This is a genomic window from Cetobacterium sp. ZWU0022 (genome assembly GCF_000800875.1).
Taxonomy (GTDB): Bacteria; Fusobacteriota; Fusobacteriia; order Fusobacteriales; family Fusobacteriaceae; genus Cetobacterium_A.
In genome coordinates this window covers 90322-109937 of the sequence record NZ_JRJZ01000032.1, presented here as the reverse complement: position 1 = coordinate 109937, position 19616 = coordinate 90322, and the positions used below count along the sequence as shown (strand labels likewise).

At 30.3% G+C, this 19616-nt stretch carries 19 protein-coding genes; 2 read left to right on the top strand and 17 right to left on the bottom strand.

Annotation, left to right across the window (positions count from 1 at the left end; all coding sequences use genetic code 11):
• Nucleotides 1–81 precede the first annotated feature (81 nt).
• The 3 genes from L988_RS02615 to kdsB all read right to left on the bottom strand — a co-directional run bounded on the left by L988_RS02615 (nt 82) and on the right by kdsB (nt 3125).
• Entirely contained in the window at nt 82–717 is a 636-nt protein-coding gene (locus L988_RS02615) for a TetR/AcrR family transcriptional regulator (RefSeq protein ID WP_047381278.1), read from the bottom strand.
• A 96-nt stretch (nt 718–813) separates the two neighbouring features.
• A complete protein-coding gene (locus L988_RS02610) occupies nt 814–2373 on the bottom strand; it encodes a SpoIID/LytB domain-containing protein (RefSeq protein ID WP_047381297.1) in 1560 nt (519 codons plus the stop codon).
• A 14-nt stretch (nt 2374–2387) separates the two neighbouring features.
• Entirely contained in the window at nt 2388–3125 is a 738-nt protein-coding gene (gene kdsB, locus L988_RS02605) for a 3-deoxy-manno-octulosonate cytidylyltransferase (RefSeq protein WP_047381275.1), read from the bottom strand.
• A 90-nt stretch (nt 3126–3215) separates the two neighbouring features.
• Between kdsB and L988_RS02600 the strand changes: the two genes are divergently transcribed.
• Nucleotides 3216–3830, top strand: coding sequence for a histidine phosphatase family protein (locus L988_RS02600; RefSeq protein ID WP_047381274.1), 615 nt, complete (start codon nt 3216–3218; stop codon nt 3828–3830).
• Nucleotides 3831–3917: 87 nt separating this feature from the next.
• Nucleotides 3918–4877: a cell division protein FtsZ gene (ftsZ, locus tag L988_RS02595; protein WP_047381295.1), complete on the top strand. Its 960-nt coding sequence runs from the start codon at nt 3918–3920 to the stop codon at nt 4875–4877.
• A gap of 11 nt (nt 4878–4888) precedes the next feature.
• Here the strand turns inward: ftsZ and L988_RS02590 are convergent, their stop codons facing one another.
• From L988_RS02590 to lptB, 14 genes are read right to left on the bottom strand one after another with little or no spacing between them, the layout of a single operon-like run.
• Nucleotides 4889–5752: an RluA family pseudouridine synthase gene (locus L988_RS02590; RefSeq protein WP_047381272.1), complete on the bottom strand. Its 864-nt coding sequence runs from the start codon at nt 5750–5752 to the stop codon at nt 4889–4891.
• Between the two features lie 2 nt (nt 5753–5754).
• Nucleotides 5755–6858, bottom strand: coding sequence for a rod shape-determining protein RodA (rodA, locus tag L988_RS02585; protein ID WP_047381270.1), 1104 nt, complete (start codon nt 6856–6858; stop codon nt 5755–5757).
• A 9-nt stretch (nt 6859–6867) separates the two neighbouring features.
• Nucleotides 6868–7308: a dUTP diphosphatase gene (gene dut, locus L988_RS02580; protein ID WP_047381268.1), complete on the bottom strand. Its 441-nt coding sequence runs from the start codon at nt 7306–7308 to the stop codon at nt 6868–6870.
• Nucleotides 7309–7317: 9 nt separating this feature from the next.
• Nucleotides 7318–8541: a pitrilysin family protein gene (locus L988_RS02575; protein ID WP_047381266.1), complete on the bottom strand. Its 1224-nt coding sequence runs from the start codon at nt 8539–8541 to the stop codon at nt 7318–7320.
• A gap of 8 nt (nt 8542–8549) precedes the next feature.
• Nucleotides 8550–9629 carry an LptF/LptG family permease gene (locus tag L988_RS02570; protein ID WP_047381264.1) on the bottom strand — a complete coding sequence of 360 codons (1080 nt, stop codon included), beginning with the start codon at nt 9627–9629 and terminating at the stop codon, nt 8550–8552.
• Nucleotides 9626–10705: an LptF/LptG family permease gene (locus L988_RS02565; protein ID WP_047381261.1), complete on the bottom strand. Its 1080-nt coding sequence runs from the start codon at nt 10703–10705 to the stop codon at nt 9626–9628. The genes L988_RS02570 and L988_RS02565 overlap by 4 nt, the downstream gene beginning before the upstream one ends.
• Nucleotides 10706–10714: 9 nt before the next feature.
• The gene (locus tag L988_RS02560; protein ID WP_047381258.1) at nt 10715–11248 is read right to left on the bottom strand and encodes a CvpA family protein; all 534 of its coding nucleotides are present in this window, start codon (nt 11246–11248) and stop codon (nt 10715–10717) included.
• Nucleotides 11249–11265: 17 nt separating this feature from the next.
• Nucleotides 11266–12450, bottom strand: a complete 1185-nt coding sequence (locus L988_RS02555; RefSeq protein WP_047381256.1) for a class I SAM-dependent rRNA methyltransferase — start codon at nt 12448–12450, stop codon at nt 11266–11268.
• Nucleotides 12451–12462: 12 nt separating this feature from the next.
• Nucleotides 12463–13572 carry an alanine racemase gene (gene alr / locus L988_RS02550; RefSeq protein WP_047381252.1) on the bottom strand — a complete coding sequence of 370 codons (1110 nt, stop codon included), beginning with the start codon at nt 13570–13572 and terminating at the stop codon, nt 12463–12465.
• 58 nt (nt 13573–13630) lie between these two features.
• Nucleotides 13631–14569: a protein translocase subunit SecF gene (secF, locus tag L988_RS02545; RefSeq protein WP_047381249.1), complete on the bottom strand. Its 939-nt coding sequence runs from the start codon at nt 14567–14569 to the stop codon at nt 13631–13633.
• 4 nt (nt 14570–14573) lie between these two features.
• Nucleotides 14574–15794, bottom strand: a complete 1221-nt coding sequence (gene secD / locus L988_RS02540) for a protein translocase subunit SecD (protein ID WP_047381248.1) — start codon at nt 15792–15794, stop codon at nt 14574–14576.
• 16 nt (nt 15795–15810) lie between these two features.
• A complete protein-coding gene (gene ruvX / locus L988_RS02535) occupies nt 15811–16230 on the bottom strand; it encodes a Holliday junction resolvase RuvX (RefSeq protein WP_047381246.1) in 420 nt (139 codons plus the stop codon).
• Nucleotides 16231–16245: 15 nt separating this feature from the next.
• Nucleotides 16246–18852: an alanine--tRNA ligase gene (gene alaS / locus L988_RS02530; RefSeq protein ID WP_047381245.1), complete on the bottom strand. Its 2607-nt coding sequence runs from the start codon at nt 18850–18852 to the stop codon at nt 16246–16248.
• Between the two features lie 38 nt (nt 18853–18890).
• Nucleotides 18891–19616, bottom strand: a complete 726-nt coding sequence (gene lptB, locus L988_RS02525) for an LPS export ABC transporter ATP-binding protein (protein ID WP_047381244.1) — start codon at nt 19614–19616, stop codon at nt 18891–18893.

Here is a 19616-nt window from a genome sequence, read left to right as displayed (position 1 = left end):
AATCGATTGCACTCTCTAACGTTAACTCTCTAGAAAAGGCTGCTGTCGAAAGTAATACCAGTAATCCTAATAACTTTTTCATTAATTTCCTCCTGTTAGTAATTTTAAAATACTATTTACAACTAATTCTACTTCTTCCTCTAAATTAATTGCTTTTATTCTATCTTTAAATTCATCAATATCACTTATAAAATAATCATCTGCATTTTTAAAGAAAAGTCTTTCTAATCTATAAGATTTTATTCCACCCATAATAAATATAACCATTATATCAATCTCTTCATCTGAGAAATTTTTATTTTGAATATTTTTTATTATCTCTTTTAAAAATTTTCTATTTAAAAATTCTATTTTTAACAATTTTTCTCTCAAAACAGGTGTTAGATGTTCTAAATTTCTTGTTAAATTTATTAAAATTAAGTGAGATTGTAAATTCTCTGAAGATATTGTAAATCTTTTTATTATAAATAATTTTAATTGCTCTTTATAATCTAATGGTTGCTTTAACAATACTTTTAACTCTTCTTCTCTTATTTTATAAACTCTTTCTATAATCTCTTCTAACAATATATCCTTAGATTTAAAGTATGTATAAAAACTTCCTTTAGCTATTCCTAAATCGTTAGTAATATCCTCAACTCTTGTTTTAAAAATACCTTTTTTTAATAATACCCCTTTGGCAGCTTCTAAAATTTGCTCTTTTTTTTGGTTTAACATTAAGCCCCCCTTTTTTTCTAATATAAAATGACTAAATAGTCATACAGCACATTCTAATCTAAAATGACTATTTAGTCAATGGTTTTTTTCTTTTTTTTACCACACATTGTGTGCATTTGAATTAAATCCAGATGATGTCGAGTAATACTTCGCATCTATTGGTTTGTTTTCGTGTACTAATATCAAACCTTTAGTTGATTTAACTGCTCCAGTCGCTAAATCATTTTCATCAAGATTATTATAAACCTGACTTTGTGTACTATCTAAAATATGAAAGCCTGATTTACCGTATCTATTTCTTAAAATATCTTTTGCGGCATAGGTTCTTGCTGCAACAGCTTGAACTTTTAAAGCTTCCATCCCAAAGCTTTTTGGCATTTCACTTGGTACAACTTGTAATAAGTAATCTTCAATATCTATTTCATTTATTAGATTTAATCTTGTTCCACCCTTAGCTAATCTTATTTCAAAATTACCTCTATAAGTTGGATGAGTATAATTTTTTACATTTCTTTTTATATTTGTTAAAGATACCATTCTATTAGATGAGATAGATATATAGTTTTTAGTTTTCAACCTTAATTTCCCAGCAACTATTACATGAGTAAATCCATCTTTAGTTATAAAATCTACAGCTGTTCTTGGATTTAGATTTACATTTCCATCTTTACTTCTAATTTTTATCGACCCTAGAGAATACATTGATATCTTTGTATGATCTATCGTAGAAAATCCTGTTGTCATTATTCCTACTCTTAATTTTTCATTAATTCCACTCACTGATCTTATGCTTTTTAATTTAGTATCAGCATAATATCTATCTAAAACCTTTTTATAAGAATAACCTTTATTCTTAGTTAAATCCATTGCAGACCACTGTGGAACCCCAGCTCCATGTCCAAATCCACCACCATATATATTATATGCTCCATTACTAGATCTTTCAATAGATAAAAATGCAGATGGAAGAAGAGATGGATTTCTCGAAATCGGTTTATCTAAATAAGATAAACTTCCACCTTTAGCACCATATATATTTATTTGAGATGTCGTACTACTTTTGCTAACCCCTAAGACACTTCTCACATTCCCTTCTTTTGCTACAATATATTGACCTCTAGTCCCTTTTATCATCAATTTTATAACTAATCCAGATTTTCCTCTTTGAAGTACTCTTATATCTGTAACTTCACCAATTGGATTTAATGGTAATGGTTTTGATATCCACTGACCACTAGAGTGAGTAAGTACCTCTTTTGGTCTTCTATTTGCTAATGATACTAAGTTCTTATTTAAAATATTGCTCATCTCTTTTTTACTTAAGCTTAATTTCCATCTCCAATAACTAGAAGCATCACCATTTCCTCTTGCTTTAGTATTTTTATAAAATGCTAAAAATTCAGCTTCTGAATATACTTTAAAAGGAGTCTTTGGAGATTCCATATCATTTACATATTTTAAATATGGTATCGAATTCGCTATTGGGAGATTATCTTTCTTGTGAATTCCGTATAAATCTACTCTATCTCCTTTTAAATTGCTTCCTTTACTTGATGCTTTTCCACTTTCAACTCGTTTATAATAATCCTGCTTCGAAGTACTACTACATCCCGCAAGAGCTAATAAGATAAAACTTGTACTTATTATTGTTTTCATTTTAGTCATTTTCATTATATTTTAATTCCCTTTTCTAAAATATATTTTCTAACTCTTTCTAACTCTTCAGCTGTATCAACTCCTATGATCTCATAAGGTGTTTCTAAAACTTTTATTCTATAACCATTTTCTAAAACTCTCAACTGCTCTAAAGATTCTGAATTTTCTAAAGGTGTACTTTCTAACTTCGAATACTCTAGTACAAATTCTCTTTTATATCCATATATTCCTACATGTTTAAAATATATGTCTAAATTTTCATTTCTAGGATATGGAATTACACTTCTAGAAAAATAAATTGCATAATCTTTTTTATCAGTAATAACTTTAACAAAATTCGGATTTTCTATATCCTCTTTTTTATTTAATTTATGTTTTAATGTTGCCATTTTCAAATCATTTTCCTGTTTAAAAACCTCTATTAAAGAGTTTATCATATCTGCTTCAATCAATGGTTCATCACCTTGAATATTTATTACTACATCATAATCTGTTATCTTATCACAAACCTCTGCTATTCTACTAGTTCCATTTAAGTGGTTAGTATCTGTCATAATTACATCCCCACCAAAATTTTTTACTACATCAAAAACTTCTTGAGAATCTGTTGCTACAACAACTCTATCCAAATTTGATTTCATAGCTCTTTTATAAACCCATTCTATCATTGTATGACCACAAATATCCTTTAATGGCTTTCTTGGTAATCTTGTTGACTCATATCTTGCTGGAATTACTCCTAAAAACTTCATTTTACAACCTCCAAAATTCAATGTATAATAAGATTATACAAGAATATCATTTTAAAAAAAAGAGTTTTTATACTTAAAAAGGAGAAATTTATGTTACGTATTTATTTTGTAAGACACGGTGAAACAATTTGGAATACACTTAAAATATTTCAAGGAAGATCTAACTCACCTTTAACTGAGTTAGGAATTGAGCAGGCGAAGAAACTTTCTGTTTTTTTAAAGGATATAGAGTTTAATAAAGTTTATTCTTCACCTCAAGAGAGAGCTATGCAAACAACTAAACTTATCTTAGGAGATAGAAATATTGATATCGTTTCAATTGATGAGTTTCAAGAGATTAATATGGGAAAAGTTGAAGGTATTCCAAGGGAAGATTTTGAAAAGAATTATCCTATTGAATATCACAATTTCTGGAATAATGCTATAGATTATAATCCAAGCGCATACGAAGGTGAAAGCTATCAAGAGATTCTTGAAAGAGTTCAAATTGGATTAAATAAACTTATAAATGAAAATTCTTCTGGAAATATTCTAGTTATAAGTCATGGAGTTACGCTAAAAGCTATTTTCAATATTATTAATGAAAAAGGAATTGATGAGTTTTCAAAACAAGCTGTTCCTGAAAATACAAGCACAACTATTGTTGAATATGATACAACTGGATTTAAAATTGTTAAGTTTTCAGATACAGATCATTTAAAATAATTTTTTGATATTGACACAAAGGAATTTATGTAGTATTAAAGTACTAAACTGTATATTGTTATCTATTTTAATCAGGGGGTGAATTTTTTGGGAAATAGCAAATTTAATGTCAATATAAAAGTAATGGGCATTGGTGGCGGTGGTATAAATGCTCTTGATGAGATTGTAAATTCTGATATTGATGAAGTTACTTTTTTTGCACTTAATACCGATCTTCAAGATTTAAATAGCTCCAAAACTCCTCATAAAATTCAACTTGGACCAACGACAACAAAAGGTCTAGGTTGTGGAGGAAATTTGGAACTAGGTGAAAAAGCAACAAAAGAAAGCCTCTCATTTATAAAAAATATTCTTCGAGGAACAGACTTCTTATTTTTAACATCTACAATGGGTGGTGGAACTGGAAGTGCAGCAACATCTCTAATTGCTAAAATTGCTAAAGAGATGAATATTCTAACTGTTGCTATTGTCACTAAACCTTTTTCTTTTGAAGGAAAAAGGCGAATGAAAATTGCAGAAATAGGGATAAAAAATCTTACTCCATTTGTTGATTCACTTATTGTTATTCCCAATGATAAACTTTTAGATAACTCAAAACCAAATATAACAGTTCAAGAAGCCTTTAAAAAAAGTAACCATGTTCTTCTCACTGCAGTAAAAGGAATGACGGATTTAATGCTAGCAAAAGGACTTATCAACCTAGATTTTGCTGACATAAAATCTCTTCTTTTAAATTCTGGAGAAGCTATCTTAGGTTTTGGTGAAGGCTCTGGAGAAAATAGAGCGTATAAAGCTGCTATGGCTGCCGTTGACTCTTCTCTTTTTGAAAGGACAATGACAGGAGCAACAAAACTTCTAGTTAATATTGTTGGCCCTAAAGATTTAAATTTAATTGAATCTAGTATAATTGTTGACACTATGAAGCAAGAGTGTGCCGCTGACATAGATGACGTTCTATTTGGAGTTTCCATTGATGATAACTCTTTAGATACTTTAAAAGTTATTTTAGTAGCTAATTCATTTTCAAATATAAAAAAAGGACTTTAAAAGTCCTTTTTTTAATCTAATTTATCTAGGTATTCTTTTGGTAGAGGTAACTCTATTTTTAAACCATATTTTGGTATTTCACAATAATAAGAGAATAAGAACATATTTTTTCCAGCTTTTCCATATTTCCCATCTCCAACTATAGGATGACCTAGGTTTGAAAGTTGAACTCTCAATTGATGTGTTCTTCCTGTTTCTAATCTTCCTTCTAAAATAGTTTTCTTCTTTCCTCTTTTTAAGATTTTGAAATAAGATATGCTCTCTTTCGCTCCATCTTCATAAGAATCAAGTTCAACAACCTTTGTTTCCTCTTTTTTTAGATATGTTTTAAGAGTGAAACTATCTTTTAAAACCAAACCATCTACAAGAATATAGTATTTTTTCTCGGTATTTCCCTCTCTAACCTCTTCAGCTAATTCTCTTGTTACAGTTAGATTCTTCGCACCTATTACTAACCCAGATGTAGATTTATCAATTCTATTTACAAAATTAAATTCATCAGTTTTATAGTAGCTCTTAAATAACTCTGAAAGACCGTATTCATGACCACTTCCTTTGTGCATAACCATATCTGCCTCTTTGTTAAATATAACTACTTTTTCATCCTCATAAACAATACCTTTTTTTAAACTTTCCATATCTTTAGCTGATATCTTCATAAATGATTTTATCTCTGTTTCTCCACCAGATAGTAAAACCTTGACTATATCGCCCTCTTTTAATCTATAGTTTTCTTTAGATTTTTTCCCATTAACTTTTATTTTTCCAGTTCTAATCCCTTTAAAAATTTCAGTCAATGGAGTATTTTCATATTTTTTTCTTAAAAATCTATCTAATCTAACTTCATGAAAACTAGAGTCTATTACATATTCCATAACTACTCCCTATAAACATTTATACTTTGAACGATTCCTAGCATAGCAAATGCAAACAAAAATGATGTTCCTCCATAACTCATAAGAAGAAGAGGAAGCCCTGTAACTGGCATTATACCTGTTACCATTCCAACATTTATTACGATGTGGAAAAAGAATATTGCAGAAATTCCATAGCAAATTAATTTTCCAAATCCTTCAGATTTATCTCCTATTCTTAAAATTCCCCATAGAAGTAACACATAAAGAACTAGTAGAACACATCCACCTACTAAACCTCTCTCTTCTAAAAACACTGCCGCTATAAAATCTGTATGTGATTCTGGTAAAAATCTCAATTTACTTTGAGTTCCTTGCAAGAATCCTTTCCCGAAAACTCCACCTGATCCTACCGCTATCATTGATTGAGTTACATTCCATCCACTGCCTAATAAATCTGCTTCTGGGTTTAAAAATGTTAATACTCTTTCTTTTTGGTAATCTTTTAATAGAAAAAAGTATCCTATTGGTGCCATTGATATTCCTGCTATTCCTAATAAAATTATAGTTTTCCAATCTATTCCGTTTATAAAAACTAAAACTAAATATAAGAAAACTATAACTAAAGATGTTCCTAAATCTGGTTGAGCAGCTATAAGTAAAAATATTGGAATAATATGAAAACTTGTTGCCACAATATTTTTTAATCCTGAAAATTTACTATTAAATTTAGTAGCTAAAACTTCGGAAAATGTTAGTACTATAAATAACTTTGAAAACTCAGATGGCTGTATTGTTATAAACCCTAAGTCAATCCATCTTTGAGCTCCTAATCTTTTATCTCCAATAATAAAAACTAATAACAGGAAGATCACATTTATCAGATAAATAATTTTATAATATTTTCCATAGACTCTATAATCTATAAAAGCAAAGGTAAAATATGTAACTATACCTAATCCTATCCAAACAATCTCTTTATAAAAAAATGATGTTCCTTTATGAATAGTCGCACTGTAAACTGTCAGTAAACTTATCACGACTATGCAAAGTGCCATATATAAAATCATATTTTTCATTTTTTTTATTCTTTTAACTGTTACTACTAAATCATGATTTTTTCCCATCAATTTCTCCTATTTCCCTGTATGACCAAATCCACCTTCAGCTCTAACAGTTGTAGATAACTCTTCTACTTCCTCAAATTCCATTTTATAAACCTTTTGAAGAACTAATTGTCCAATTCTCTCTCCAGGGTTTACTATGAATTCATCATTACTTAAATTAATTAATATAACTCCAACTTCTCCTCTGTAATCAGAATCAATTGTTCCAGGTGTATTAACTAAAGTGATTCCATGCTTCAATGCCAATCCGCTTCTAGGTCTTACCTGAACTTCATATCCAAAAGGAATCTCCATTTTTATTCCTGTTGGAATTAATTTTCTTTCCAATGTTTTTAGTGTTACTGGTTCTGTTATATTTGCTTTTACATCCATTCCAGCTGCACCTTCTGTCATATACTTTGGCGCTTCTACTCCATTTTCTAACACTAATTTCACAATAACTTTTTCCATTTTATCCCCTTATATATTACCTAAAATAGTTTTAGATAGTTTATCTTCTATAAATATTTTTTTTGCAACTCTCTTTATATCTTCAAGTGTTACGTCTTCAATCTCTTTGATTACTGAATCAATATCTTTCACATAACCATGAACTAAATATGATCCTGCCATTCTAGTCATTTTCCCCTTACTACTTTCAAGTCCAAATGTAACCATACTTAAGAATTGATTCTTTGCTCTATTTAATTCTTTTTCTGTTATTCCATTTTCTTTCAGTTCTTTTAATTCACTTTCGATTATAGATATAACCTCTTTATAATCCTCATGTGTAGTTCCTGCATATACAGTGAATAGTCCACCTTCGTCAAAATTAGAAGTATATGAATAAACAGAATAAGCCAATCCTCTTTCTTCTCTTATTTTCTGGAATAATCTCGAGCTCATGTTTCCACCTAAAACATTTGATATAACTGACATTGCAATCCTATCTTCATCAACATTTGAAACTCCAGGAGTATTTAAACATAGATGTACTTGATTTGTTTCTTGAGAGATTACTTTTTCACCTGAATTTATAAGCATACCACCATCATACGCTCTAGGAGTACTATTATCTTTCAATTGCCCTATCCCATTATTCAGCTGTTTAAATACATTATCATGATCTATATTTCCTGCAACTGCAACTATTAAATTCTCAGGTTTATACATATCATTAAAATATTTTAAAATGGCTTTTCTATCTATCTTTTTTAAACTCTCAATTGAACCGGCTATTTTCTTACTTTGAACACCTGTTATTGCGAAAGCCAAATTCTCCTCATGTACAACCTCTTCTGGAATATCCTCATACATTCTAATCTCTTCTATGATTACATTTCTTTCCTTTTCAATGTTTTCATCCGTAAACGTTGAGTTTAGAAACATATCATTTAGAATATCAATTCCTTTATGTAGGGTATTTGATGTCATTTGAATATAATAAGCTGTTTTTTCAACACTTGTATATGCATTTATCATTCCACCTTGATCATCAATCTCTTCTGAAATCTCTTTAGCTGTTCTATTTGTTGTCCCTTTAAATAATAAATGCTCTATAAAATGAGAGATTCCCTCTTCACCAGGCAATTCATTTTTTACTCCAGCTCTTACAAAAAAACCTAAGCTTGCAGTATTTATACTTTTTATATCCTCTGTTAGCAATGTTATTCCATTATCTAACTTCTCAACTTTTATACTCATTTTCCTCCTTAATATTCAGCTTTCCTCATGAAGTATATCCCCAAACATAAAAATATAATATTTGGAATCCATCCACTTATAAACGGGTTCAATATCCCATTTACACTTAAAGCCTCAAATGATGCTTGAACTATATAATATGAATATCCCAATCCTACACTTAATGCAATACTTATTGCCGAAGCTCCTCTTACATATCTACTTCCTAAAGATAATCCTAAAAACGAAACTATAAAGCTAGCAAAAGGAAATGAATATCTCTTTCCTAAAACTGCAAGTGATTCTTTTATATCTCCACCTGTTATACGAATATCTCTAATTGTTTTGGTTATCTCAGCATTTGTCAACTCATCAGGATCTCCTTGTATAGTTATAAAATCTCCTGGAGCCTTATCTAATTCTAAATCAATATAACTTTTTTCAACTTTCTGAGCTTTATTTTCAAAATTATTAATAACTACATCTTTTAAAATCCAAGTATTTTTATCATTATCAAAAACTCCACTCTTCGCAGTTATTATCTCTTTAATATTTTGAAACTCCTCATCTAATTTTATAATCTCTAAAGTGTTTCCCATATTTTTTATTCTATCAATCTCTTTTATATAGTAAACTATATTTTTTTCAGTTCTTAAAAAAGCATTGTTTTTTGTTGTTGGTAAAACTCTTGTTGAAATATCTCTTCCTGCTCTTAATGCTCGACTTTTACTCAATGCAAAAGGATGAACTCTATTCATTACCTGAAAAACAACTAAAGATATTAAAAATGATAATATTATAGGAAATCTTACAATTCTTCTAAAACTTATTCCTGATGTTTTCAATGAAATTATCTCTAAATTAGATGCCATTCTATTTATACACATCAACGATCCTAAAAGTATTGCCAAAGGTGTAACCTCTATAAATATTTTAGGTAATAGATATAATATGTACGTTATTGATTCTGATATACTCATTCTTCCTGCTGTTATATATCTTATTATTTTAAACAATTGACTCAATATAAATATATTAATAAATGCAATCAAACTTAGAAAAAATGATTTTAAAAAATTTTTACTTATATATATATCTAACTTCTTCATCTAGCACCACCTGCTTTTCTTTTATATAGTAATAATGTTCCACCAACTAATAATAGATTTGGTAGCCAAACTCCTACATAAGGTGACACTATCGCCTTATTTGCCATTACCATTCCAACATTCAAAAATACAATATAAGTAAATATAACTGCTAAACTAATTCCAAAACTTGCACCTTTACCACTTCTATGATGCCCAATTGAAAGTAGAACACCAAGTACTGCTAAAACAACTGTTGAAAGTGGAATCGCTATTTTTCTATTAATCTCTACCAAATATGGTATTTTTTCAATTTTATTTTTATCTTTTAGTCCTTTAAATAGATCTTTTATCGACATCGCTTCTATATCTTTCACTTCAATACTTATCTCTTGGAAGTATGAACTTAAAGGAATTTTCTTTTGTTTAAATTCACCTTCTAACTTTAGCGTACCATCTGGATTAAAAGTATAGAACTTCGAATCCTCTAATACCATATTTACATTTTTCCAATATGCTTTATCACCTAATAATATTGTTGGATATGTACTCTTGTCATCTTTTTGAAAGATAAGAACATTTTGAGCTTCATTAGTTTTTCTTTCTATTCTATCAATATACAAGCTATATTCATCTACTTCATCTATCAATATCTTTTCTTTTAATTGAAAAACAGGATTTTCATACGCTATTTTCATAGTTATCTCTTCTAGCTTTGTAAATGATCTTGGAATAATACTTTCCTGTAAAAAGAAAATAAATATTGTTATTATTGAAGCCAATAATACTATTGGCTTCAATATATCTTTTAACGACATTCCTATTGAACTCATTGCTGTAGCTTCACTTGTTCTAGTAAATTTAGAAAAAGTTATCATAACTCCTAAAAATACACCCATGGGTATTGTTTGAGATAAAATTGGAGGAAGGTAAAATGATAATATTCTTAATACATCTATCATAGATATCCCTTTTACTATTATATTTTCCATAAGAGAAACTATTATCTCTATTAAAAAAATAAACGTAAATAGTGAAACTCCAAATATTATTGGCATTTTTACATCTTCCAATATATATTTCTCTATTATTTTCATTTTTTTCTCCTAAAACATTTTATTAAAATACTTTTCTACCAGTTCTTTTCCTTTAATGTAATTCAACTCTGATTTAAGTTCCTTTGGCAGATACTCTTCTATATAATGAGATTTTTCTAAGAAAACTTCATTCGTTTTGCTTTCAATCCCATATTTTTTTAAAGCAGTATACTTCTGAGCTGAATAATTAAAAATAAACAGTACAATTACTGCAACTACTAGCCCTTTTACTAAACCAAATATTCCTCCAAGTCCTCTTGATAAAAAACCTTTATTTTGATTTTTTAAAATAACCCCTATGAAGAACATCAAAATAGCTATTGCAAAATAAGAAGCTATAAAAACTCCTATATATGTTAGTAAAAAATTGTTTTCATTATGACTTATTGATAACTTGTTCATAACAATTGGTGTAAATTTTTGAGCTATTATAAAATCTATAAAGATTCCAAATATTGAAAAAAATTGTAATAAAAATCCATCTTTCAATCCTTCAATTACTGCAAATATAAGTATTATTGCTATTAAAATATCTAAGTACATAATTATTCCCCCTTAAATTAATTATTTACTACTCTTACCCATAAAGCTTTTAAATATAAAGTTTCTGGAACATGTAATATCCATGGATGATCTTCTGGTTGATAGTTAATTCCGATTACTTGTAATAGCTTTCCATTTTTTGAAGCTGCCATTCTCGTAACTTCTATTAAATCTTGAAGACTCATATGGTATGCACATGTTATAACTCCTACAATTCCTCCATCTTCTATTAATTTAAAACTCTCATCACAAAGACTAAAGAACATATCTCTTCCTCTTGGAACATCTATTCTTTTCTTTATTAAAGATGGTGGGTCTAATGTTATTACATCGAATTTTTCTCCTCTATTTGCTAATATTTTTAGCATTAAGAACGCATCACCCTCTGCTGTTTCAAATTCATTAGTGAATTCGTTTAACTCATAGTTCTCTTTACATAACTCTAACGCATGTGGTTCTTTATCAATCGCAACAACTTTTTTACATCCTTCCTTTAATGCAGCAACTGAGAACCCACCACTACTTGAGAAAACATCAAGGAATCTTGTATTCTCATTTAAAAATGGTCTAATAAATTTTCTAGAATCTCTTTGATCCAAGAAGAATCCTGTTTTTTGTCCATCAACTATATCTACTAAATATTTTAATCCATTATCTTCCATAACTATTCTATCTGGAATTTCTCCATATATAATTCCTGTTTGTTGCTCTACTCCCTCGTGAGTTCTATTTTCAACATCACTTCTCTCATATATTCCCTTTGGTTTCATAACTTTCTTAATTGCATTTATTATCTCTTGTCTAAAAGCTACTTCTAATCCTGAATTTCTAAATTGAACAGATACATATTTATCAAACTTATCAATAATTAATCCTGGAATTCCATCTGCCTCTGAATAAAACGCTCTTACACAGTTAGTTTCTGCTAAGATATGTTTTCTCTTTTCATAAGCTCTTTTTATTTTTTCTAAAATAAGAGTTTTGTCTACAGCTACATCTTTTGTTGTTAACATTCTTACATAAGCATTTGTTGATTCTGCAACATATCCTTTTCCAACAATCTCTCCATCCGTTGTACAAACTTCAACTATATCTCCATTTTCAATTTTTCCAAATGTATCTGCTATTTCATCTTTGAAAACATTCGGATAAAAATTCCTAATTTTTTTCTCTTTTCCTGATTCTAATATTACTTTTGCCATTTATTTTCTCCTTTAAACTTTTCCTATTAAACTATTAACTAAATAAGGTTTTCCATCTCTTAAGTAAACTCTGCTAACTCTTCTACTTAAGCCTGTAAAAAGCTCATAGATTGATGAGCCTACTATTTTTGATTTTTCAAAAATATCTTCTCCCATAACAACCACTTCATCTCCTGCTTTTACCTTATCTTTTAACTCCTTTGGTATTCTTACCATCAACATATCCATGCATACTCTTCCAACTATACTGCACTCTACCCCATGAATTTCAACTGTTCCCTTATTTGACAGCTCTCTTCTAAAGCCATCTGCATATCCTACAGTTATCGTTGCTATTAAGTCACCCTTATGCCCTTTTCCTACTCTTCCATAAGATATATCTATATCCTCTTTTAGTTCTTTAATGAAAAGAATTCTACTTTTTAAAGTAAATACTCTTTTTAAACCTTCTATTACTCCCTCTCCATAAACACCATACATTATTATTCCAGCTCTAACTAAGTTACTTTGAGGAATTTTAGAAAACTTTAATATTCCACCACTATTAAGAATATGGATATATTTTATCTCTTTCAACTTTTCAAAATATTTAAATTTTTCTAACTGTATTTTTGTATAGTTTACCGATTCGTCATCTGACTCATCTGAAACCGATAGATGAGAATACACACCAACTACATCAATATTTTTCGCCTTACATATTTCAATAGCTTTTTTAGCTTCATCTACTGTAAATCCTACTCTTCCCATCCCTGTATCTACTTTTATATGGACTTTCAATGAAAGATTGTTCTCATAAATATACTCTATTTGAGTGAAATCAGTTAAAGTTACTTGAATATCTTTCTCTTGGGCATTTTTCAACTCTTCGTTAAAAGTTCCAGCTAAAATTAAAACTTCTTTTTTAAAACCGCTGTTCCTTAGTTCGATCCCCTCTTCTAAAGATGAAACACCAAATATTTCTACTCCCATATTTGATAGTTCTTTCGCTACTGTAACTGCTCCCATTCCATAGGCATCTGCTTTTATAATTGCCATTATGTCTCTGTCATGAGATAGTTCTTTTATTTTTTTTATATTATATTCTAAGTTATCTAGATCTATCTCTGCCCACGTTCTCATTGCTTCCTCCAACTCTTATTAAGTAGATTAAGCCACCTTTTTCAGGTGGCTTTTTTTATTATACTACAATCTTTTCTTCAGGATCTGAATTATCATCGTCATCATCTTTTTTAGGTTCGTATTTTTCATCTCTTTTTTTCTCAAAAAGATATACTAACGGAGCTGAAATATAAAGCGAAGAATATGTTCCAACACCTATCCCTACTAATAGAGTTGTTGTGAATGTTCTTAAGCTATCTCCACCGAAAACTAAAATTGCTACTAAAGCTAATAACGTTGTAACTGAAGTATTAATTGATCTTACTAAAACTTGGTTTAAACTTCTGTTTAGTACTTCTCCAAAAGTCATATCCGATTTTTTTCTTAAACTCTCTCTAATTCTATCATAAATAATGATTGTATCATTAATAGAATATCCTAATATTGTTAATATCGCCGCTATAAATGGAGTATCTACTTCATAACCCAATAGTGCGATTACTCCTAAAGCTGCCGTTACATCATGTAATAGTGTTAATATTCCAGCTATTGCAAATTTAAATTCATATCTCATAGTTATATATAGAACTATTAATAATCCTCCAATTACCAAAGCATAGATAGCTGAAGTTTTTAACTCTTGACCTATTGTTGCTCCAACTTTTTCGGCTCTTTCTAACTTATAATCACCTATATCTTTAAGTTTCGTTAGTAACTCTTGAGTTTGAGCTTCGCTCATCTCAGCTGTTCTTATTATTACATTATTATCAGCTTGAGAAACTTGAACTTTTCTTGCTGTTGATGCTAGTTGCGGGATTTCTACAGCTAATCCATCTAGTTCTTTATTAACTTCAGCTAAAGTTATATTATTTGTATAGTTTAATTGAATTAAACTTCCACCAGTAAAATCTATTCCATAATTTAATCCTTTAGCAAAGAACATTCCTAGGAATACCATAAAAGATATTGTTGATAACATTACCCATTTTTTACTATGCTTTATTACCTCAATATACATCTACTTACCCCCTTTTCACACCGAAGAACTCTGTTCTTTTTATTTTGAATAGATCTACAATAGTTGTTAACAGAACTTTTGTTATAAAAATAGCTGTAAGCATTGAAGCTACTGTTCCTATCGTTAAAGTTACTGCAAACCCTTTTACAGTTCCAGTACCAAACATAAATAACACAAGAGCTGTTAATAACGTTGTAACGTTAGCATCGATTATTGAAGCTATCCCCTTACTGAATCCAAGTTTTATTGCTCCTGCTATAGTATTTCCTAATTTCAATTCATCTTTTATTCTTTCAAATATAATAACATTCGCATCTACTGCCATACCTGCCGAAAGAATCATACCTGCTATACCAGGTAATGTTAAAGTTGCATCTATAAAGTTTAACATTGCGAACATTACAAGTCCAAAGCTTAATAGAGCTAAATCTGCAACGAATCCTGGAAGTCTATACATGAACAACATGAAAACTCCAATTAGTCCAACAGCAACCATAGCTGCTGTTTTACTCTGAGCAATTGATTCATCTCCTAAAGATGCTCCAACTATTCTTGTTTCAATTATTTCAGCCTTAACTGGCAGTGCTCCTGCATTTAAAAGTGTCGCTGTTTTCTTAGCTTCATCTGGAGTATAGTTTCCTGTTATCACTCCATTTCCACTTGGAATTTCACTATTGATTGATGGAGCGGTTTGAACTTCACCATCTAAAGTTATAGCTAATCTTCTTCCTATATTTTCTCTTGTTATTCTTGCAAACTCCTTAGCGCCCTCTATACTCATTTCAAATTGAATCTGAGGTCTACCTAAGTTATCATAAGATACTTCTGCTTTTTTTAGAGCTCCACCTGTTAGCAGTGTTGGTCCTAATGAACCGTCATCATTCATTATTTTAAACTCCATTAAAGCTGTCTTACCTATCATATTAACCGCTTCTTCTGAATTTGTAATTCCAGGTAACTCTATTATAACTCTATCCATACCTGCTCTTTGAACAACTGATTCTGCCACTCCAAGACCGTTTATTCTTCTATCTAAAACCTCTATTAATCTATTCATTGCATCATCATCCAATTGTGCTCCAGACTCAGGCTGAGCTTGTAATACTACATAAACTCCACCTTTTAAATCCAATCCTAACTTAGTCGGTCTCATCACTGCTAACCACCAAGAACAAACTAGTATAACTAATACAAAAAATAGTTTTGTCATCCCCTTAAAATTCATGTTCGCCTCCACTTAGTTATTTTTTCATGTCTAAAAAGGTTTGTAATATGATTGCTGCTGCTACCTTATCAACTACTTTCCTTTTCTCTTTGGCTCCCCTTAAATTTGTTTCGTTTAACATTCTATCTGCTGAAACAGTGGAAAGTCTTTCATCTACTTCGAAGAACTCTAATCCTTCGATAGATTTATTTAGTTTCTCCATAAATTCTCTTACTTTTTCGGCTTGACGCTTCTCTGTTCCATCTAAACTTTTAGGGATTCCAATTACTATGGATTTAGTATTTTCCTCTCTACAAAGTTCAGCGATTCTTTTTACTGCTTTTGTCTTTCTTCTATCTATAACTTCTAGGGGAGTGGCTACCATCCCCATTAGATCTGATTTCGCCACTCCAATTCTTACATCTCCTACATCTAAAGAAAGATATCTTTTATACATATAATCTTCCTCCAATTATAATGAACTTGCTAAAATCTCCTTAACTGCAGCTAAAGCTTCTTTAACTTTTGCTCCATTTTTTCCTCCAGCTTGTGCGAAGTCAGGTCTTCCTCCACCATTTCCTTCAGCTATCTTAGCAGCTTCTCTTACTAAATCTCCAGCTTTTACTTTTCCAATTAAATCTTTTGTTACTCCAATTGCGAATATAGCTTTATCATTATTTGATCCTAAAGCAATTACACAACTTCCTAATTTATCTTTTGCTTTATCAACGATTTCTCTTAATGAATCAGCTTCTTTATCTGTGAAGTCTTGTACTAAAACTTTAACTCCGTTTATCTCTTCAACTTGATCAAATAGAGAGTTTGCTTCAAATGTTGCCACTTTAGCTTTTAAAGTTTCAACTTCTTTCGCTAAATCTCTTACTTCTTCAACAACTTTTTCAGATCTCTCTTCAACTTTGTTTACATCCGTTTTTAAATTTTTAGCTACTCTTTTCATTGTTTTTTCCATCTCTAAAATAGCTAAGTAAGCTTTATAACTTGTTTGAGCTTCTATTCTTCTTACTCCAGCAGCTACTCCAGCTTCTGAAACTATTTTAAATATACCAATTTTACTGATATTATTTATATGTGTTCCACCACAAAGTTCCATCGAATAGTCTCCAATAGTTACAACTCTAACTTCATCTCCATATTTATCTCCGAATAAAGCTGTCGCTCCTTTAGCTTTAGCATCATCCATAGACATTACATCTGCATTTACAGCTGTTGCCATAAAGATTCTTTCGTTTACAGCTTTCTCTACTTTTTCTAACTCTTCAACTGTTAATCCTTCATAGTGATTGAAGTCAAATCTTAATCTATCTGCTCCACAAGATGATCCAGCTTGTTGAACATGAGTTCCTAATACATCTTTTAAAGCTTGATGTAATAAGTGAGTTGCAGTATGATTTTTAGCTACTTCCTCTCTTCTTACTGGATCTACAGTTAAGTTTAGTAAAGTTCCCTCTACTAACTCTTCCATTCCACTTTCAATTTCAACAATATGAGTATATATCTCTTTTTGCTTTTGAACATCTAAAACTTTAGCTACTAAGTTTTCTCCTTCTACGATTCCGTGGTCAGCTTCTTGTCCTCCCGACTCAGCATAGAACGGAGTTTGATCGAATATTAAAGCATATCTATTATCCTCTAAAGCTCTTACGCTTAAAAGAGTTGCAGCAGTCATTAAATCACAATATCCAGTAAACTCTGTTTTACCGTGCTTGTCGTAGAACTCCTCTATAAAGCTATCTTGCCCTTTTTCCATTACAACAGTTCTAGATGATCTAGCTTTTTCTCTTTGCTCCTCCATCTTTTCTACGAACTCTTCATTTGAAACCTCTATACCATTTTCCTCACAAATCTCTTCTGTCAGTTCATATGGGAATCCATAAGTATCATAAAGTTTAAATGTGATATCTCCAGAAAGTTTTGTTTCACCTTTAGCTTTTACTGAATTTATTTCATTTGTTACTAATTGCATTCCTTGATCTAGAGTATTAGAGAATTTTTCCTCTTCTATTTTTACAACTTTTTTGATGTGTTCAATATTTTTTCTTAACTCTGGGTATGCTTCTTCCATTATTTCAACAACTTTATCTACCATCTCATACATAAATAACTCTTTTCTTCCTAAAAGTCTTCCATGTCTTACGGCTCTTCTTAAGATTCTTCTTAAAACATATCCTCTTCCTTCGTTAGATGGAATTACTCCGTCATTTACTAAAAATGTTACAGCTCTTGAATGATCTGTTATTACCTTTAGTGAGAAATCTTTTTCAGGTGCTACACCATATTGTGTATTAGTTAATCTTCCTGCTTCTTCAACAATTGGGAATAATAAATCTGTTTCAAAGTTATTAGATTTACCTTGAACCATTGCAGCTACTCTTTCTAATCCTGCACCAGTATCTATATTCTTTTTTGGTAATGGTTGTAATGAACCATCTTCCATTCTATTCCACTCTGTGAATACTAAGTTCCATATTTCAATAAATCTGTTGTCTGTTCCTTCATCACCTAGTTTAGAGTTTTCATCTCCTCCATAAGCTGATCCTAAGTCAACATGTATTTCTGAACATGGTCCACAAGAACCTGTAGGTCCTGCTGCCCACCAGTTCTCTGACTCTCCCATTCTTACTATTCTTTCTTTAGGGAAATTACATTTTTCAATCCAAATTTGCTCAGCTTCATCATCTGTTGTGAAAACTGAAACCCATAATTTATCCTTCTCTAATTTTAGCACTTCAGTTATAAACTCCCAAGACCAAATTATAGCTTCCTCTCTAAAGTAATCTCCAAATGAGAAGTTTCCTAACATTTCGAAGAATGTATGGTGTCTAGCTGTTCTTCCAACATTTTCTAAGTCATTAGTTCTGATACATTTTTGATAAGTTGTTACTCTTGGAGTTGGGGCTTCTTTTTGTCCTAAGAAATAAGGTTTAAACGGTACCATCCCTGCAACTGTTAATAAAAGAGTTGGATCATCAGGAATAAGTGATGCACTTTCAAAGTGCTTATGAGCTTTTTCTTCAAAAAACTTTATAAATTTACTTCTAATTTGATTACCTGTTAACATGTTTTTGTTTCCTCCGCTATATTTTTAAAAATTTTTATTTAATCTAATTTAAAGTTTTCTCCTAAATATACCTTTTTAGCCATTTCATTATTAGCTATCTCTTCTGGAGTTCCACTTATTAAAACTTTTCCATTAGCCATTATATAAGCTTTTTCAGTAATAGACAACGTCTCTCTAACCGAGTGATCGGTTATCAATATTCCCAATCCTCTTTGCTTTAAATATCTAATGATTTGTTGAATGTCCTCAACAGCTATTGGGTCTACCCCTGCAAATGGTTCATCCAATAGAATAAAATCTGGATCGTTTGCTATTGTTCTAGCTATTTCAACCCTTCTTCTCTCTCCTCCAGAAAGAGAATATCCCATTGATTTTGCTACATGAGTAAGTTTGAACTCCTCTAAAAGTTCTGTCATTTTTTTCATCTGTTCAGCTTTAGGTAAACCTTTCATCTCTAATATAGCTAATATATTATCTTCAACTGATAGATTTCTAAAAATTGACGGTTCTTGGGCTAAGTATCCAATTCCCATATCAGCTCTTTTATACATCGGATAATCTGTTATATCCACTTCATTTATAAAAACTTCACCCTTTTCAGGTTTTACAATACCGGTTATCATGTAAAATGTTGTTGTTTTTCCAGCTCCGTTTGGTCCTAGAAGTCCTACAATTTCACCTTTTTTTACTTCTAAACTCACTTCATTAACAACTTTTCTCTTTTTATAACTTTTACATAATCCTTGAGCAACTATACTTCTCAT

Excerpts from the sequence above, each read along its gene's own strand:
- L988_RS02615 (WP_047381278.1), bottom strand. The coding sequence starts at position 717 with ATGTTAAACCAAAAAAAAGAGCAAATTTTAGAAGCTGCCAAAGGGGTA.
- L988_RS02610 (WP_047381297.1), bottom strand. The coding sequence starts at position 2,373 with ATGAAAACAATAATAAGTACAAGTTTTATCTTATTAGCTCTTGCGGGA.
- kdsB (WP_047381275.1), bottom strand. The coding sequence starts at position 3,125 with ATGAAGTTTTTAGGAGTAATTCCAGCAAGATATGAGTCAACAAGATTA.
- L988_RS02600 (WP_047381274.1), top strand. The coding sequence starts at position 3,216 with ATGTTACGTATTTATTTTGTAAGACACGGTGAAACAATTTGGAATACA.
- L988_RS02590 (WP_047381272.1), bottom strand. The coding sequence starts at position 5,752 with ATGGAATATGTAATAGACTCTAGTTTTCATGAAGTTAGATTAGATAGA.
- rodA (WP_047381270.1), bottom strand. The coding sequence starts at position 6,858 with ATGGGAAAAAATCATGATTTAGTAGTAACAGTTAAAAGAATAAAAAAA.
- dut (WP_047381268.1), bottom strand. The coding sequence starts at position 7,308 with ATGGAAAAAGTTATTGTGAAATTAGTGTTAGAAAATGGAGTAGAAGCG.
- L988_RS02575 (WP_047381266.1), bottom strand. The coding sequence starts at position 8,541 with ATGAGTATAAAAGTTGAGAAGTTAGATAATGGAATAACATTGCTAACA.
- L988_RS02570 (WP_047381264.1), bottom strand. The coding sequence starts at position 9,629 with ATGAAGAAGTTAGATATATATATAAGTAAAAATTTTTTAAAATCATTT.
- L988_RS02565 (WP_047381261.1), bottom strand. The coding sequence starts at position 10,705 with ATGAAAATAATAGAGAAATATATATTGGAAGATGTAAAAATGCCAATA.
- L988_RS02560 (WP_047381258.1), bottom strand. The coding sequence starts at position 11,248 with ATGTACTTAGATATTTTAATAGCAATAATACTTATATTTGCAGTAATT.
- L988_RS02555 (WP_047381256.1), bottom strand. The coding sequence starts at position 12,450 with ATGGCAAAAGTAATATTAGAATCAGGAAAAGAGAAAAAAATTAGGAAT.
- alr (WP_047381252.1), bottom strand. The coding sequence starts at position 13,572 with ATGAGAACGTGGGCAGAGATAGATCTAGATAACTTAGAATATAATATA.
- secF (WP_047381249.1), bottom strand. The coding sequence starts at position 14,569 with ATGTATATTGAGGTAATAAAGCATAGTAAAAAATGGGTAATGTTATCA.
- secD (WP_047381248.1), bottom strand. The coding sequence starts at position 15,794 with ATGAATTTTAAGGGGATGACAAAACTATTTTTTGTATTAGTTATACTA.
- ruvX (WP_047381246.1), bottom strand. The coding sequence starts at position 16,230 with ATGTATAAAAGATATCTTTCTTTAGATGTAGGAGATGTAAGAATTGGA.
- alaS (WP_047381245.1), bottom strand. The coding sequence starts at position 18,852 with ATGTTAACAGGTAATCAAATTAGAAGTAAATTTATAAAGTTTTTTGAA.
- lptB (WP_047381244.1), bottom strand. The coding sequence starts at position 19,616 with ATGAGAAGTATAGTTGCTCAAGGATTATGTAAAAGTTATAAAAAGAGA.